The 16,914-nt window shown below is 60.1% G+C and carries 16 protein-coding genes; 12 read left to right on the forward strand and 4 right to left on the reverse strand.

Going from position 1 to position 16,914, the window contains the following annotated elements; translation table 11 throughout:
- Positions 1 to 78 precede the first annotated feature (78 nt).
- Positions 79 to 615, forward strand: coding sequence for a hypothetical protein (locus MHH62_RS07245; RefSeq protein WP_019820397.1), 537 nt, complete (start codon positions 79 to 81; stop codon positions 613 to 615).
- A gap of 70 nt (positions 616 to 685) precedes the next feature.
- Here MHH62_RS07245 and MHH62_RS07250 read toward each other — a convergent pair whose 3' ends face one another.
- The gene (locus MHH62_RS07250) at positions 686 to 1,606 is read right to left on the reverse strand and encodes a DUF808 domain-containing protein (protein WP_014717722.1); all 921 of its coding nucleotides are present in this window, start codon (positions 1,604 to 1,606) and stop codon (positions 686 to 688) included.
- 134 nt (positions 1,607 to 1,740) lie between these two features.
- On the opposite strand from MHH62_RS07250, the gene MHH62_RS07255 reads away from it, so the two are divergent.
- On the forward strand, positions 1,741 to 2,346 hold the full coding sequence (locus tag MHH62_RS07255) for a TetR/AcrR family transcriptional regulator (RefSeq protein WP_014717721.1): 606 nt from the start codon (positions 1,741 to 1,743) through the stop codon (positions 2,344 to 2,346).
- Between the two features lie 203 nt (positions 2,347 to 2,549).
- The gene (locus MHH62_RS07260; RefSeq protein ID WP_014717720.1) at positions 2,550 to 3,008 is read left to right on the forward strand and encodes a transposase; all 459 of its coding nucleotides are present in this window, start codon (positions 2,550 to 2,552) and stop codon (positions 3,006 to 3,008) included.
- Between the two features lie 131 nt (positions 3,009 to 3,139).
- On the opposite strand, the gene MHH62_RS07265 is transcribed toward MHH62_RS07260, so the two are convergent.
- Positions 3,140 to 3,580, reverse strand: coding sequence for a heme-binding protein (locus MHH62_RS07265; RefSeq protein WP_020302584.1), 441 nt, complete (start codon positions 3,578 to 3,580; stop codon positions 3,140 to 3,142).
- A 256-nt stretch (positions 3,581 to 3,836) separates the two neighbouring features.
- Here MHH62_RS07265 and gcl point away from each other — a divergent pair, with 256 nt between their 5' ends.
- The 9 genes from gcl (at position 3,837) to MHH62_RS07310 (ending at position 14,701) form a co-directional block, all read left to right on the forward strand.
- On the forward strand, positions 3,837 to 5,612 hold the full coding sequence (gcl, locus tag MHH62_RS07270; protein ID WP_003189987.1) for a glyoxylate carboligase: 1,776 nt from the start codon (positions 3,837 to 3,839) through the stop codon (positions 5,610 to 5,612).
- A 10-nt stretch (positions 5,613 to 5,622) separates the two neighbouring features.
- Positions 5,623 to 6,405 carry a hydroxypyruvate isomerase gene (gene hyi, locus MHH62_RS07275; RefSeq protein ID WP_014717718.1) on the forward strand — a complete coding sequence of 261 codons (783 nt, stop codon included), beginning with the start codon at positions 5,623 to 5,625 and terminating at the stop codon, positions 6,403 to 6,405.
- Between the two features lie 128 nt (positions 6,406 to 6,533).
- A complete protein-coding gene (locus MHH62_RS07280; protein WP_019820390.1) occupies positions 6,534 to 7,424 on the forward strand; it encodes a 2-hydroxy-3-oxopropionate reductase in 891 nt (296 codons plus the stop codon).
- A 176-nt stretch (positions 7,425 to 7,600) separates the two neighbouring features.
- Complete coding sequence (locus tag MHH62_RS07285; RefSeq protein ID WP_339232748.1) at positions 7,601 to 8,881, forward strand: glycerate kinase; 1,281 nt, start codon at positions 7,601 to 7,603, stop codon at positions 8,879 to 8,881.
- Complete coding sequence (gene pyk, locus MHH62_RS07290) at positions 8,871 to 10,286, forward strand: pyruvate kinase (RefSeq protein ID WP_014717715.1); 1,416 nt, start codon at positions 8,871 to 8,873, stop codon at positions 10,284 to 10,286. The genes MHH62_RS07285 and pyk overlap by 11 nt, the downstream gene beginning before the upstream one ends.
- 131 nt (positions 10,287 to 10,417) lie before the next feature.
- Positions 10,418 to 11,293 carry an urea transporter gene (locus MHH62_RS07295; RefSeq protein WP_038449570.1) on the forward strand — a complete coding sequence of 292 codons (876 nt, stop codon included), beginning with the start codon at positions 10,418 to 10,420 and terminating at the stop codon, positions 11,291 to 11,293.
- A 31-nt stretch (positions 11,294 to 11,324) separates the two neighbouring features.
- Positions 11,325 to 12,149 (forward strand): ion transporter, encoded by an 825-nt coding sequence (locus tag MHH62_RS07300; RefSeq protein WP_014717713.1) that lies wholly within the window; start codon positions 11,325 to 11,327, stop codon positions 12,147 to 12,149.
- A 93-nt stretch (positions 12,150 to 12,242) separates the two neighbouring features.
- Positions 12,243 to 13,244 carry a sulfate ABC transporter substrate-binding protein gene (locus tag MHH62_RS07305; RefSeq protein WP_014717712.1) on the forward strand — a complete coding sequence of 334 codons (1,002 nt, stop codon included), beginning with the start codon at positions 12,243 to 12,245 and terminating at the stop codon, positions 13,242 to 13,244.
- A gap of 251 nt (positions 13,245 to 13,495) precedes the next feature.
- Positions 13,496 to 14,701 carry an MFS transporter gene (locus tag MHH62_RS07310; RefSeq protein ID WP_014717711.1) on the forward strand — a complete coding sequence of 402 codons (1,206 nt, stop codon included), beginning with the start codon at positions 13,496 to 13,498 and terminating at the stop codon, positions 14,699 to 14,701.
- Positions 14,702 to 14,819: 118 nt separating this feature from the next.
- Here MHH62_RS07310 and MHH62_RS07315 read toward each other — a convergent pair whose 3' ends face one another.
- Positions 14,820 to 15,509, reverse strand: coding sequence for a M10 family metallopeptidase C-terminal domain-containing protein (locus MHH62_RS07315; RefSeq protein ID WP_339233028.1), 690 nt, complete (start codon positions 15,507 to 15,509; stop codon positions 14,820 to 14,822).
- Positions 15,410 to 16,732, reverse strand: coding sequence for a hypothetical protein (locus MHH62_RS07320; protein WP_339233047.1), 1,323 nt, complete (start codon positions 16,730 to 16,732; stop codon positions 15,410 to 15,412). Before MHH62_RS07320 ends, MHH62_RS07315 begins: the two co-directional genes overlap by 100 nt.
- Positions 16,733 to 16,914 lie beyond the last annotated feature (182 nt).

Raw genomic sequence — 16,914 nt, forward strand, 5'->3', positions numbered from 1 at the left:
TACACACAGGTACTGACCCGGCGGCTCACCCAAGGCCGCCGAGGTATTCCTGATTAAACTTCTTCAAAAGGACACATCATGTTCATTCCGAACACCTTGAATTTGGCGGCTGGCTCGATAGACGCCATTGCACAACAGTTTGGTATGCCGAAGCTGCAAGCCCCAACCGAAAACACCGGCCGGGCAGCTGGCGATTATCGGACCGTAGACGAAATCACCAAAAACCCCTTGTTCGACAATCTGCTTACACCATTGCCCGCCGATAAAATGCCGACGTCCGCTCACCTGGATCCATTCACGAATCCCTATGCAGCGCGGCTTGAAGAACACAGGATCGACGATTTCTACGATAAGGTTGGAGGCAATTGGAACGATCCCAGCCTCAGCGACAGTGAGCGCGCTGATATCGCCGCGAATGCGGAGCGAGTGCTTGAATATATCGATAGCCTAGGAGGAAACAATTCGACAGTGGGCGACCAAATGATTAACGGGATGAGCAGCGCCTTGCCTCGCTTGTACTATAACAGGCTGACCACTGAGCATCTGACGACCGAGGGTTCCGAGGCAAGGCTTCTACTGAATTTTGCCGATCACGGTTACGATGTCTTTCATTAAGTGAAGCGCTGTTAGCTGAAAAACAAGCAGCGCCGCCTGGCACTGCTTGTTTTGAGAAAGCATGGGCACGTTATGGTTTGGATTTTAAAACAACCCAGAGCTTGGTCACTAAGGTGAGCAATACCAGAACCACCCCACCGGCAATAATCCCCGCCACCGCATTCAGCAACGTCGGCATCAGCCACGCCAGCGCCCCTGTGCTTTGGCTCACCGTCTCGATCCAGTGGTGCACCACGGGCACGCCATGGGTGAGAATGCCACCACCGACCATAAACATCGCCGCCGTGCCGATCACCGACAAGCTCTTCATCATGTACGGCGCCGCACTCAGAATCGCGCCGCCAATACTGCGTGCCACCTGGCCCGGCTTCTGCGTCAGCCACAGCCCCAGGTCGTCGAGCTTGACAATACCAGCCACCAATCCATATACGCCGATGGTCATGACAATGGCGATACCCGACAGCACAATCACCTGCTGTGTGAGCTGCGCGTCGGCGACAATGCCGAGGGTGATGGCAATGATTTCGGCGGACAGAATGAAGTCGGTGCGGATGGCACCCTTGATCTTGTCTTTCTCGAACGCCACCAGATCGGTTGCCGGATCGGCCACCGCTTCAGCCAACTGCGCGTGTTCGGCTTGATCTTCAGCCTTGCTGTGCAGGAATTTGTGCGCGAGTTTTTCGAAGCCCTCGAAACACAGATAGGCACCGCCAAGCATCAACAGTGGTATCACCGCCCACGGAGCAAAGGCGCTGATCAACAGGGCCGTCGGCACCAGGATCAACTTGTTGATAAACGAGCCCTTGGCCACCGCCCACACCACGGGAATTTCCCGCTCGGCCCGCACGCCGGAGACCTGCTGGGCGTTCAGTGCAAGGTCATCGCCCAGCACGCCCGATGTCTTCTTGGCGGCCATTTTTGTCATCAGCGCGACGTCATCGAGTACCGCCGCGATATCGTCGATCAACACCAACAAGCTGCTTCCTGCCATGAACCGAACTTCCGTTAGAGAGAGATGGCGCGAGCATAGCGCGGCGCAAGGCGTTGCGGGCAGATTGTTGAGGCTTGCGGATGGCCGGTGCTACCATGCGCAACCGCCTGTCATGGCAAGGAAACGTCTGGTTTATGAGCAGCATTCGCGAGCGCAACAAAGAAAAAATCCTGCGGGCGGCGAGCGAGGAGTTTGCCGACAAGGGCTTCGCCGCGACCAAAACCAGCGACATCGCCGCCAAGGCCGGGCTGCCCAAGCCCAACGTCTATTACTACTTCAAATCCAAGGACAACCTTTACCGCGAGGTGCTCGAAAGCATTATCGAGCCGATCCTGGCCGCCTCCACGCCGTTCAACCCCGAAGGCGAGCCCAAGGAAGTATTGAGCAACTATATCCGCTCCAAAATCCGCATCTCCCGCGACCTGCCGTTCGCCTCCAAGGTGTTCGCCAGCGAAATCATGCACGGCGCCCCACACCTGAGCACCGACCAGGTTGAACAGCTCAATGCCCAGGCCAAGCACAATATCGACTGCATCCAGAGCTGGGTTGACCGTGGCCTGATCGCAGCAATTGACCCCAACCACCTGATGTTCAGCATCTGGGCAGCCACCCAGACCTATGCCGATTTCGACTGGCAGATCTCGGCGGTAACCGGCAAGGCCAAGCTGGATGAGGCCGATTATGAGGCGGCGGCGCAGACGATCATTCGGTTGGTGCTCAAGGGGTGTGAGCCGGATTGATAGACCGCGCAGAGGCTATCGCAGGCAAGCCAGCTCCCACACGGATTTGCGCGGGACACAAAATGTAAATTGGTCATAATCCCCTGTGGGAGCGGGCTTGCCCGCGATAGCGCCCATCCAGACACATCCTGCTAAAAGCCTGCCGATCAGCCTTCGCCCCTCAGTCTAGCCTCTCAGAACACCATCTGAAGAGAGGCCAAGGAATGCCTGATCTACCTGCTTCAAAACGCCTGCGCATCGGCCGCTATAACGAATCCAACCGCATTTACCTGCTCACCACCAACACCCTTGAACGTGAGCCCATCTTCAGCGACTTCAGACTTGGCCGTCTGGTCGTACACCAATTCAGAATCGTTCAATATAAAGGGCTCGCAACCTCATTGGCCTGGGTAGTAATGCCTGATCATTTCCATTGGCTTGTTGCTCTGGAGAAAGGTTCGCTTGCCGACTTGATGCGACAAGTGAAGTCCAAGAGCACCCGAATTGTGAATGCGGTGGCTGGCCGCCAAGGTCGCCTCTGGCAGCCGGGCTTTCATGATCATGCCGTGCGTCGAGAGGAAAGCCTTGAGGGGATTGCACGCTACATCGTAGCTAATCCACTCAGGGCTGGGCTGGTAAAGAAGTTTGGCGACTATCCGCTGTGGGATGCTATTTGGGTTTGACTGTAGACCGAGTCGACTGCATCGCAGGCAAGCCAGCTCCCACACTGATTGGATTCACACAGTTGGATTTGTGAACACCGCCAATGTGGGAGCTGGCTTGCCTGCGATAGCTTACTCACAGTCAGAACGATTCAAGCCGACACCCCCGCATCCGCCATCAACCCCACCCCCTCTATCGCTGTGATCGCACACTGCTCGTCAATATCGGACGTGTCCCCGCTGATCCCAATTGCGCCGAGCACCATGCCGCTCTGATCCCGAATCAACACCCCACCCGGTGCCGGCACGACGCTGCCCTGCCCCAGACTGTTCAAGGCCGCGATAAACGCCGGGCGCTGTTGGGCGTCCAGTGCCAGCAAACGTGAACCCTTGCCCAGGGCAATGGCGCCCCAGGCTTTGCCGATGGCGATTTGCGGGCGTAGCAGGCTGGCGCCGTCTTCGCGTTGCAGGGTGACCAGATGGCCGCCGCTGTCGAGCACGGCGATGGTCAGTGGCGCAGCCGAAATGGTGCGGCCTGCAGTAAGGGCCTGGGTGGCCAGCTGGGTGGCGAGTTTCAAGGTTAAAGCGCTCATAGGTGCCGTCCTTATCTTGTTATGGGTAACGCGGTGAGGTCTGTTTGATCAGATGCCCGATGACACAAATAGAACACAATGATATCTGTTTTTGTATACAATATTTTTCAACAAAGGCTCCATACGTCGAAAAAAGCGCTTCCGACGAACGCAAAGGTCAGTTCACGAAAGGCATTGACCAACGTAGCTCGCCGTGAATACACTTTGGACAGACACCACTTGTATACAATTACAAAACGCAAGAGGCACCAAAACCATGAGCAAAATGAGAGCAATCGAAGCCGCCGTCCTGGTGATGCGCCGTGAAGGTGTGGATACCGCCTTCGGTATCCCAGGCGCCGCGATCAACCCGCTGTATTCGGCCTTGCAGAAGGTGGGTGGCATCGATCACGTCCTTGCTCGCCACGTTGAAGGCGCCTCGCACATGGCCGAGGGCTACACCCGCACCAAGGCCGGCAATATCGGCGTGTGCATCGGCACATCGGGCCCGGCGGGTACCGACATGGTCACCGGCCTGTATAGCGCCTCGGCCGACTCGATCCCGATCCTGTGCATTACCGGCCAAGCCCCCCGCGCCCGGATGCACAAGGAAGACTTCCAGGCCGTGGACATCACCAGCATCGTCAAGCCAGTGACCAAGTGGGCAACCACGGTGCTGGAACCCGGCCAAGTGCCTTACGCGTTCCAGAAGGCCTTTTATGAAATGCGCTCCGGCCGCCCTGGCCCGGTGTTGATCGACCTGCCGTTCGACGTACAGATGGCCGAGATCGAATTCGACATCGACGCCTACCAGCCGCTGCCTCTAGCCAAGCCGCTGGCGACCCGTGTGCAAGTGGAAAAAGCCCTGGCTCTGCTCGACGCAGCCGAACGCCCATTGCTGGTGAGCGGTGGCGGCGTGATCAACGCCGACGCCAGCGAGTTGCTGGTGGAGTTCGCTGAGCTGACCGGCATCCCGGTGATCCCGACCCTGATGGGCTGGGGCACGATCCCGGACGACCATCCGCTGATGGTGGGCATGGTCGGCCTGCAAACCTCGCACCGCTACGGCAACGCGACGATGCTCAAGTCGGACGTGGTGCTGGGCATCGGCAACCGCTGGGCCAACCGTCACACCGGTTCGGTCGAGGTGTACACCGAGGGCCGTAAATTCATTCACGTCGACATCGAACCGACCCAGATTGGCCGCGTGTTCACGCCGGACCTGGGCATCGTTTCTGACGCCGGCTCCGCGCTGACGATGTTCATTGAAGTGGCCCGCGAGTGGAAAGCCGCCGGCAAGCTCAAGGACCGCAGTGCCTGGTTGCATGACTGCCAACAGCGCAAGGCCACCCTGCACCGCAAGACTCACTTCGACAATGTGCCGGTCAAGCCGCAACGCGTGTACGAAGAGATGAACCAGGTGTTCGGAAAAGACACCTGCTACGTCAGCACCATCGGCCTGTCGCAGATTGCCGGCGCGCAATTCTTGCATGTGTACAAGCCACGCCACTGGATCAACTGCGGGCAGGCCGGCCCATTGGGCTGGACCATTCCCGCAGCGCTGGGCGTGGTCAAGGCCGACCCGAGCCGCAAAGTGGTGGCCTTGTCGGGCGACTATGACTTCCAGTTCATGATCGAAGAACTGGCGGTGGGCGCGCAGTTCAAGCTGCCGTACATCCATGTGGTAGTGAACAACTCTTACCTGGGCCTGATCCGTCAGGCCCAGCGTGGGTTCGAGATGGACTACTGCGTGCAGCTGTCCTTCGACAACCTCAACGCCCCCGAACTCAACGGCTATGGCGTCGACCATGTGGCGGTTGCAGAGGGCTTGGGCTGCAAGGCTCTGCGTGTGTTCGAGCCAGGCCAGATCCAACCGGCCTTGCGCCGGGCCCAAGAGATGATCGAAGAATTCAAGGTGCCCGTGATCGTTGAGATTATTCTGGAACGGGTGACCAATATTTCCATGGGCACCGAGATCAACGCCGTCAATGAATTCGAAGATCTGGCCCTGGTCGGCAACGATGCGCCGACTGCCATTTCCCTGCTCGATTAAGGAGAACCCTATGCCGCGCTTTGCTGCCAACCTGTCCATGTTGTTTACCGAACAGGATTTCCTTGCCCGCTTCAAAGCGGCTGCCGATGCCGGTTTCCAGGGCGTGGAGTACCTGTTCCCGTATGAATTCAGCTCTGCCGATATCAAGGCGCAGCTGGACGCCAACGGCCTGACCCAGGTGCTGTTCAACCTGCCAGCCGGTGACTGGGCCAAGGGCGAGCGCGGCCTGGCTTGCCACCCGGACCGGGTCGAGGAGTTCCGTGCCGGGGTCAAACTGGCGATCGCCTATGCCCAGGTCTTGGGCAACACCCAGGTCAACTGCCTGGCGGGTATCCGGCCACAAGGCGTTGATGACGAGACCGTAGAAAAGACCTTTGTCGCCAACCTCAAGTACGCCGCCGAGAAGCTGCAGGCGGCGGGTATCAAGCTGGTGATGGAGATGATCAACACCCGCGACATTCCGGGCTTCTACCTCAACAACACGGCGCAGGCCCTGTCGATTCGCGAGCAAGTGGGCAGCGCCAACCTGTTCCTGCAATACGACATCTACCACATGCAAATCATGGAAGGCGACCTGGCGCGGACCATGGCGGCGCACCTGGGCGAGATCAACCACATCCAACTGGCGGACAACCCAGGGCGCAACGAGCCAGGTACCGGTGAGATCAACTACCGCTTCCTGTTCGAGCATCTGGACCGCATTGGTTACGCGGGTTGGGTCGGCTGTGAGTACAAGCCGTTGACCACTACCGAGGCGGGTTTGGGCTGGCTCAAAACCCATAACGCCATCTGACAACTGACACAACACAAAACACTGTGGGAGCTGGCTTGCCAGCGATGCGGACACCTCGCTGTATCAGGCATACCCAGGTGATGCCATCGCAGGCAAGCCAGCTCCCACATTAAACGAGGATTTTGATCATGGCTAAAATCGGATTCATCGGCACCGGCATCATGGGCCAACCCATGGCCGCCAACCTGCAGAAAGCAGGCCATCAACTGTTTCTCTCCGAACATCACGGCAAGGCTCCGGCTGAACTGATCAGCGCCGGCGCCGTGGCGCTGGCCAACCCGCAACAAGTGGCCCAGGAAGCCGAGTTCATCATCGTCATGGTGCCCGACACCCCTCAAGTCGATGACGTGCTGTTTCGCGCCGACGGCGTGGCTGCGGGCCTGTCACCGAACAAGGTGGTGATCGACATGAGCTCGATCTCCCCTACTGCGACCAAAGCATTCGCCGCCAAGGTCAACCAGGCCGGCGCGCAGTACCTGGACGCACCGGTGTCCGGTGGTGAAGTCGGTGCCAAGGCCGGCACCTTGAGCATCATGGTCGGCGGCGAACCGCAGACGTTCGAACGCGCGTTGCCGCTGTTCCAGAGCATGGGCAAAAACATCACCCTGGTAGGCGGCAATGGCGATGGCCAGACCGCCAAGGTGGCCAACCAGATCATCGTCGCGCTGAACATCCAGGCGGTGGCCGAAGCGTTGTTGTTCGCCTCCAAAAACGGCGCCGACCCGGCCAAAGTGCGTGAAGCGCTGATGGGTGGCTTTGCATCGTCGAAGATCCTGGAAGTGCACGGCGAGCGCATGATCAAGGGCACCTTCGATCCGGGTTTCCGCATCAACCTGCACCAGAAGGACCTGAACCTGGCGCTGGCTGGTGCCAAGGAACTGGGGATCAACCTGCCGAACACCGCCGGCACCCAGCAAGTGTTCAGCACCTGCACGGCAATTGGCGGCGGCAACTGGGACCACTCGGCGCTGATCAAGGGCCTGGAGCATATGGCGAACTTCTCGATTCGCGAAAAATAACCCACACCGCTGATCGTTCCCACGCTCCGCGTGGGAATGCCTCTTGTGACGCTCCGCGTCACGCTTTGGGCGCAGAGCGTCCCGGACTGCATTCCCACGCAGAGCGTGGGAACGATCGCAGAGCGTGGGAACGATCGCTGCACCTCTAATAACAAGAATCCCCCGGGAGCCCGCTTATGTCGGTCGATCCGCAACACCTGCTTCGCGAGCTGTTTGCCACAGCCATCGACGCCGCCCACCCCCGGCAAGTCCTTGAACCCTACATGCCTGCCGACCGCAGTGGCCGTGTGATCGTGATCGGAGCCGGCAAAGCCGCGGCCGCCATGGCACTGGTCGTCGAAGACTGTTGGCAGGGCGAGGTCTCGGGCCTGGTGGTCACCCGCTACGGCCATGGCGCGCCATGCAAAAAAATCGAAGTGGTCGAAGCCGCCCATCCGGTGCCGGATGCGGCCGGCCTGGCCGTGGCCCAGCGCGTGCTGGAACTGATCAGCCATCTGGGTGAAGACGACCGCGTGATCTTCCTGCTCTCCGGCGGTGGCTCGGCACTACTCGCCCTGCCCGCCGAGGGCATCACCCTGGCGGACAAGCAAGCCATCAACAAAGCCCTGCTTAAATCCGGCGCCACCATTGGCGAGATGAATTGCGTGCGCAAGCACCTCTCGGCGATCAAGGGCGGTCGGTTGGCCAAGGCTGCGTGGCCGGCCACGGTGTACACCTACGCGATCTCCGATGTACCGGGCGACCAGGCCACGGTGATTGCCTCGGGCCCGACCGTCGGTGACCCGAGCACCTCACAACAGGCCCTGGCGATCCTCAAGCGTTACCACATCGACGCCCCCGCTTCGGTGCGCAGTTGGTTGCAGAACCCGGCCTCGGAAACCGTCAAGCCCGGCGACCCGGTGCTTGCCCGCAGCCACTTCCAATTGATCGCCCGCCCGCAGCAATCCCTGGAAGCGGTAGCAGTAAAAGTGCGCCAGGCCGGTTTCAGCCCGCTGATCCTCGGTGATCTGGAAGGCGAAGCCCGCGATGTGGCCAAGGTACACGCCGGCATCGCCCGCCAGATCGTGCAGCACGGCCAGCCACTGGCGGCGCCGTGCGTGATCCTTTCGGGGGGCGAAACCACCGTCACCGTACGCGGCGACGGCCGTGGCGGGCGCAACGCGGAATTCCTCTTGAGCCTCACCGACAGCCTCAAGGGCCTGCCCGGCGTGTACGCCCTGGCCGGCGATACCGATGGCATCGACGGTTCTGAAGACAACGCCGGCGCGATCATGACCCCCTGCAGCTACCGCCGTGCCGAAGCCCTGGGCCTGTCGGCCAGTGATGAGCTGGACAACAACAACGGCTACGGCTATTTCGCCGCCCTGGGCGACTTGATCGTCACCGAGCCGACGCGCACCAACGTCAACGACTTGCGCGCCATCCTGATCCTTGAGACTGCCAACCATGACGCCTGACAAGAAGGTCAAAATCCTCGCCACCCTGGGCCCGGCCACCGACGGTATCGATGACATCCGCGAGCTGGTGGAGGCCGGGGTAAATATCTTCCGCCTCAACTTCAGCCACGGCGACCACGCCGACCATGCCCAGCGCTACCAGTGGATTCGCCAGGTCGAGCGCCAGCTCAACTACCCGCTCGGTATCCTCATGGACCTGCAAGGGCCGAAGCTGCGGGTGGGACGCTTTGCCGAAGGCAAGGTGCAGCTCGTTCGCGGCCAGGCCCTGCGCCTGGACCTGGATGAAACTTTGGGGGACCAACGCCGGGTCAACCTGCCCCACCCGGAAATCATCGCGGCCCTGGAGCCGGGCATGGACCTGCTGCTCGACGACGGCAAGCTGCGCCTGCGCGTGATCACCAAGCATGCCGACGCCATCGACACCACCGTGCTCAATGGCGGCGAACTGTCTGACCGTAAAGGTGTGAACGTCCCACAAGCGCTGTTGGAACTGAGCCCACTCACCGCCAAGGACCGCCGCGACCTGAGCTTCGGCCTGGAGCTGGGTGTGGACTGGGTGGCGCTGTCGTTTGTGCAGCGCCCGGAAGACATCCGCGAAGCCCGCGAGCTGATTGGTGATAAGGCGTTTTTGATGGCCAAGATCGAAAAGCCGTCAGCGGTGCAACGGCTGCGCGAAATCGCCGAACTGAGCGACGCGATCATGGTGGCCCGGGGTGATTTGGGCGTGGAAGTGCCGGCCGAGAGCGTGCCGCAGATCCAGAAAGACATCATCAGCACCTGCCGCCAACTGGGTAAGCCGGTGGTGGTGGCCACGCAGATGCTCGAATCCATGCGCTTCTCGCCAGCACCCACCCGCGCCGAAGTCACCGATGTCGCCAATGCGGTGGCTGAAGGTGCGGACGCGGTGATGCTGTCGGCGGAAACCGCCTCGGGCGAGTACCCGCTGGAAGCGGTGCAGATGATGAGCAAGATCATCCGCCAGGTGGAAAACGGCCCAGACTACCAGGCACAGTTGGATGTCAGCCGGCCCAAGGCAGATGCCACGGTGTCGGACGCCATCAGCTGCGCGATCCGCCGCATCAGCAGCATCCTGCCGGTAGCGGTGCTGGTGAACTACAGCGAGTCCGGCAGTTCCAGCTTGCGTGCGGCGCGGGAACGGCCCGTGGCGCCGATTCTCAACCTCACGCCCAACCTGTCCACGGCGCGACGCCTGAGCGTGGCGTGGGGCGTGCACTCGGTAGTCAATGATCGGCTGCGCCAGGTGGATGAGGTGTGTTCCACCGCGCTGGAAATTGCCCAGGCCCAGGGCATGGCGCAGCGTGGCGATACCTTGGTGATTACCGCAGGGGTGCCGTTCGGGCAGCCGGGGTCCACCAATTCGCTGCGTATAGAGACGCTGATTTAGCGCCTGTCAGGGCCTCATCGCGGGCAAGCCCGGCTCCCACATTTGATCGAGTTTGCATGTCGAACATCAATCAAATGTGGGAGCTGGCTTGCCTGCGAGGAGGGCAACTCGGTCTTATTGACTCAACCCAAATGCACAACCCAACCTGCCCCGACTGGGCCGAAGCCCTGCTCAACGGCTTCAGCCAAATCTTCCTGCAGCGCCACCCGCTGTGCGGCCTGCTGTGCCTGCTGGCGATCCTGATCGGCGCCCCGGCGTTGCTCGGCGGTGCCTTGCTGGGAGGTGTCGCGGGGTTGCTCACGGCCCAACGCCGGGGGTATCCCAAGGCCGAGCGCCAGGCCGGGCTGTATAGCTACAACGGCGTATTGCTGGGCCTGTTGATCAGCCAGCACTTTGCCTGGTCGGCGCTGGTGCCGCCGCTGATCCTGGCGTGCGGCGGCTTGAGTGCCATCCTCACCCGGCACTGGTTGAAACACGCGACCCAACCCCTGGATTTGCCAGCGTACACCGCGCCCTTTGTTGGGCTGGGCTGGTTGCTGCTCGGCCAGGTCCCGCAGAACACCCTTGCGCTGAGCGAGCCCGACACTGTCGCTATACTGGCCGCGCCCTTCACCGGCCTTGGGCAAATCATGCTGCTGGACCAGCCCCTGGCGGGTGTGCTGATCGCCTTGGGCTTGCTGCTGGCCGACCGTCGCGCCGTCGCGTGGGCCTTGGGCGGCGCCACTCTCGGCATGCTGGCCGGCCTGTGGTTGAACGACGCCACTGGCGCTCTGCTCGGCCTGCACAGCTATAACCCCGCGCTGGCCGCCCTGGCCCTGTGCTCGTCGCGTCGCCAGCCTTGGTTGCCGCTGCTGGGTATCGGCCTGGCCATCCTGCTCACCCCAGGCTTCGCCGCCCTGCACCTGCCCGCGCTGACCGCGCCGTTTATCCTCGCGTGCTGGCTGGTGCGCGCCGGTCAGCGAATGCTGCACAAGCCTCACATGGACAGCCCGTACGAATCGCCCTAGGCTTGCTCGATATTCGTTTCAGGCAGGGTTTATGGACAGCAACAACGACTGGCGCCAGCGCCTCTACATCATGGTGTTCCAAAGCGACACCGTCGCCGGGCGGCGCTTTGACGGCATCCTGCTGCTGATCATCCTCGCCAGCCTGGTGATCGTGATGCTCGACAGCATCGACACAATTCACCAGAACTACGCCGACGTGCTGGCCTATATCGAGTGGGGTTTCACGCTGATCTTCGCCATCGAGTACGGCCTGCGCCTGTATTGCTCGCCCAAGCCGCTGCGCTATGCCTTCAGCTTTTATGGCTTGGTGGACCTGCTCGCCATCGTCCCCGGCATCCTCGCGCTGTACTACAGCGACGCCCAGTATCTGCTGATCATCCGCATCATCCGCATGCTGCGCATCTTCCGCGTGCTCAAGCTCAGCCCGTATCTCAAGCAGGCCAACTACCTCATGGCGGCGCTGCGCGGCAGCAAGCAGAAGATCGTGGTGTTCCTGGTCAGCGTGTGCACCCTGGTGACGGTGTTCGGCACGTTGATGTACGTGATCGAAGGCCCGGAACATGGCTTTACCAGTATCCCCAAGGGCATCTACTGGGCGATCGTCACCCTGACCACCGTGGGCTTCGGCGATATCGTGCCCAAGACGCCCCTGGGCCAGGTTATTTCATCGCTGGTGATGATCACCGGTTACTCGATCATCGCCGTGCCGACGGGTATTTTTACCGCTGAACTGGCCAGTGCCATGCGCGGCGAACAGCTGCATACCGACTGCCCAGTGTGCAAGAAGGACAGCCATGAACCCAACGCCGCGTTTTGTGCGCGCTGTGGCAGCAATCTGTTTCGCAAACTGGAATAAGCAAAGTTCTTTTTAATCTTTAAAGCTCTATGAAGGCCCGGCTATAGTCGCTGGCAAATTGCCTCCCTCTTCTCGAACAACAAGGAATGAGCAGTGAAAAAAATCCTCAGCGCCTCCCTACTGGCCGCCGGCCTGGCCCTGGCGGGCTCCGCCCAGGCAGCGACCACCCTGCTCAACGTCTCCTACGACGTGATGCGCGATTTCTACAAGGACTACAACGCCGCCTTCCAGAAGCATTGGGCAGCCGAGCACCCGGACGACAAGCTGACGTTGCAGATGTCCTTCGGCGGCTCCAGCAAACAGGCGCGCTCGGTGATCGACGGCCTGCCCGCCGACGTGATCACCATGAACATGGCCACCGACATCAATGCCCTGGTCGACAACGGCAAGCTGGTGCCGGACAACTGGGTGACACGCCTGCCGAATAACAGTGCGCCATTCACCTCAGCCACAGTCTTTATCGTGCGCAAAGGCAACCCCAAGGCGTTGAAAGACTGGCCCGACCTGCTCAAGGATGGCGTGCAAGTGATCGTGCCCAACCCGAAGACCTCGGGCAACGGCCGCTACACCTACCTGTCGGCCTGGGGCTACGTGTTGAAGAACGGCGGCGATGAAGACAAGGCCAAGACCTTCGTTGGAAAGTTATTCAAGCAAGCGCCCGTGCTGGACACCGGTGGCCGCGCCGCCACCACCACCTTCATGACCAACCAGATTGGCGACGTGCTGGTGACCTTTGAAAACGAAGCGGAAATGATCGCCCGTGAGTTTGGCCGTGATCAGTTCGAAGTGGTCTACCCAAGCGTCTCCGCCGAAGCCGAACCGCCGGTGTCGGTGGTGGATAAAGTGGTCGAGAAAAAAGGTACCCGTGCGGTGGCTGAGGACTACCTCAAGTATCTGTGGTCGCCCGAAGGCCAGGAAATTGCGGCCAACAATTACCTGCGCCCACGGGACCCTAAGGTGCTGGCCAAGTACACCGACCGGTTCCCCAAGGTGGACTTCCTGTCGGTGGAGAAGACCTTCGGCGACTGGCGCACAGTGCAAAAGACCCATTTCAATGATGGCGGGGTGTTTGACCAGATCTACTCTGGCCAATAATCCATCTGACTGAATCAACTCGGTCAAACCTGTGGGAGCTGGCTTGCCTGCGAAAGCGATCTATCAGTCATATTTCTGGTGACTGGTGCACCGCCATCGCAGGCAAGCCAGCTCCCACTTTTTTGCGTAGGGCAGATGTGTCTGAATGTATCATCAGCCGGCATAAGTGATATCACCACAAGCAGCCTACTCACTTGCGAGCCTTGTCTTTACTCTCTCACGCCATCGTCCTTCGCCTTTATGAGTACACCATGAACGCAACCTCTCACGCTGCAGGCACCATGACCCGGGGCATGGTCATGCTGTTCGCGTTTTGCTGCGGCGCCATTGTCGCCAACATCTACTACGCGCAACCGATCATCGAGCTGATTGCCCCGGACATTGGCCTGACGCCGGCAATGGCCAGCCTGATCGTGTCCCTCACGCAAATCGGCTATGCCCTGGGCCTGTTTTTCCTGGTGCCTCTGGGCGACCTGCTGGAAAACCGCAAGCTGATGATCGCCACCACCGTCGTGGCGATCGCCAGCCTGCTGGGTGCGGCGTTTATCGAACAGCCGAACCTGTTCCTGCTGGTGTCGCTGCTGATCGGTTTCAGTTCCGTCTCGGTGCAGATCCTGATTCCGCTGGCCGCACACCTGGCGCCGGCCGAGTCCCGGGGCCGGGTGGTCGGCAGCATCATGGGCGGCCTGCTGCTGGGCATCCTGCTGGCACGGCCAGTGTCGAGCGTGGTGGCCGATCACTTCGGCTGGCGTGCGATGTTCATGGCGGCCGCCGCACTGATGGCGTTCATCAGCGTGGTGCTGATGCTGACAATCCCCAAGCGCCAACCCGATCACAGTGCCAGCTATGGCCAGTTGCTGCGCTCCCTGGGCACCCTGTTGCGTGAACAACCGCTGTTGCGCCAGCGGGCGTTCTACCAGGGTTGCATGTTCGCCGCCTTCAGCCTGTTCTGGACTGCCGTACCACTGGAACTGGCGCGTAACCACGGCCTGAGCCAAAGCGAGATCGCACTGTTTGCCCTGGTCGGTGCACTTGGCGCCATCGCCGCGCCCATGGCCGGTCGCCTGGCCGACGCAGGCCATACCCACCGCGCCTCGTTGCTGGCGATGCTGTTTGGCGCGTTGAGTTTCCTGCCGGCGTTGGTACACCCGCTTTACAGCGTGATCGGCCTGGCAGTCACCGGTGTGGTTCTGGACTTCTGCGTGCAGATGAATATGGTCCTCGGCCAGCGCGCCATCTACGCCCTCGATGCCAACAGCCGCAGCCGCCTGAACGCGCTGTACATGACCAGTATTTTTATCGGCGGTGCGTTCGGTTCAGCGATTGCCAGCAGCGTGTATGAACATGGCGGCTGGTTGGCCGTCATGCTGGTGGGCAGTGCATTTGCGCTGGTTGCGTTGTTGCGTTTCATGAGCGTTGCACGTAAAGCCGCGTTGGCCACCGTCCAAGCGTCCTGACGAGCCCGTGCGCCACTTCAAAACGCACAAAAGGGCGGGACTTAATCAACACGTGAGTAAGTCCCGCCCCCGCCTTGCTTCCAGCAGTGGCGCCCGTCAAAGGCGCGCGATCAAGGCATTAGAGATAACTGCCCTCTTTGATGTTGAGCCCGATGACATCTTCTGGACTGATCATTCGGGTGCTTTTGATCAGGAAGTCGGTCTTGCCATCGCCATCCAGGTCGACCGCCAGCAAGTAACGTCCCGTTTGCGGATTAAACTTGATGATGGTGTCGCCTGCCGCCCCCGTATAGTTCTCGACGAAGTTCAACGCTACCTTGCCGTCGAGCACCATTTGCGACAGGTCGATCTTGTCCTGCCCCGTGTTGAAGTCCAACAACAAGTCGGCATTGGCACGGGTTGAATCGCTAAAGGCGTTGAACTTGAAGGTGTTCCAACCGCCGCCGCCCACCAACGTATCGCCCCCCGCGCCACCGGTGAGCACATTATCCGCACTGTTACCGATGATGCGATCGTTACCATGGCCCCCCACAGCATTTTCGATCACCGTCTTCTCGCCGATCCTGACGTTTTCCTTCATCCCCCCCACGCTGGAAAACGAACCACCGCGCAAGTTGATGATTTGATCCTGCTTGAAGCCAGAGAAATCAAAGGTATCGTTCCCACGCTCATCCCATACGTTGAAGTCTGGCTTATCAGCCGCGGACGTCAGGGTCGTTTCCGCCTTGCCAGTATTCGAGTTGAATCCATAGGTGGTGTCATCGGTTCTGGTGTCACGGGGTTGCTTGGGTTTATCAACGACTGGCAGGGTGTCGACGTTGAGCTTGGGCTTATCAACGACTGGCAGGGTGTCGACGTTGGGCTTGGGCTTATCAACGACTGACATGGTGTCGATGTTGGCTTGGGCTTATCAACGACTGGCAGGGTGTCGATGTTGGGCTTGGGCTTATCAACGACTGGCAGGGTGCCGACGTTGGGCTTGGCCTTATCAACGACTGGCAGGGTGCCGACGTTGGGCTTGGGCTTATCAACGACTGACATGGTGTCGATGTTGGGCTTGGGCTTATCAACGACTGGCAGGGTGCCGACGTTGGGCTTGGCCTTATCAACGACTGGCAGGGTGCCGACGTTGGGCTTGGGCTTATCAACGACTGGCAGGGTGTCGACGTTGGGCTTGGACTTATCAACGACTGGCAGGGTGCCGACGTTGGGCTTGGGCTTATCAACGACTGGCATGGTGTCGACGTTGGGCTTGGGCTTATCAACGACTGGCAGGGTGTCGACGCTGGGTTTGGGCTTATCAACGACTGGCAGGGTGTCGACGCTGGGTTTGGGCTTACCAACGACTGGCATGGTGTCGACGTTGGGCTTGGGCTTATCAACGACTGGCAGGGTGTCGACGCTGGGTTTGGGCTTATCAACGACTGGCAGGGTGTCGACGCTGGGTTTGGGCTTACCACCGACTGGCGTGGTGTCGATGTTGGGCTTGGGCCTATCACTTACTGGCGTGGTGTAGCCACTTGGCCGAGGCTGATCGGCTATCGGCTTGGTACCGCCGTTTGGCCGGGGCTGATCGGCTGCCGGCTTGGTACCGCCGTTTGGCTGAGACTGATCTGTTGCCCCCTTGGTACCGCCGTTTGGCTGGGGCTGATCGGCTGCCGGCTTGGTACCGCCGTTTGGCCGGGGCTCAGGAGTGGGTTTGGTATTTTCCTCTGCCATCGGATAGCAACGGGCCGTCACCACGTTGCCGGAATGGATGTCTCCAAGTCGAAGCAGCCCCGAGTTTAGACTCAATCCATACATTCGCTGCTGATGAGTGCGTGCCCCTATCAGCGGAGCAGAAAGATTAAGCAATTGAGAGTTTGTTGAGGCTTGTTTGTCGGCTGCTAAGTTCGCGTCGCGATGAAGGAAACTGGCAGCCTCACTTTCAGCTGGATTGCCAGAACGTAGCACCTGAGACGGCTGAGGGGCCGCGTTCGGTGTGGGCACATAATAATTTGCAGCGGGTGTATTTGCATTGATCATAATCACGTTTCTCAGTTAGTTAAAAACAACAACACAACACTTCACACGTAAGTCACCGGTGAATTCCTAGACATCCAACTTCATTAATAGCCATTCAAATCTTTAAGTCGATCAACCTCCCCTTCCGAGCCGCTACGGCCAGTCCGTGCATAACCGCCCACCCATTCAACCATTCACAACCCAAGAAA

The sequence above is a fragment of the Pseudomonas sp. FSL L8-0168 genome, from assembly GCF_037976155.1.
GTDB classification, from domain to species: Bacteria; Pseudomonadota; Gammaproteobacteria; order Pseudomonadales; family Pseudomonadaceae; genus Aquipseudomonas; species Aquipseudomonas paracarnis.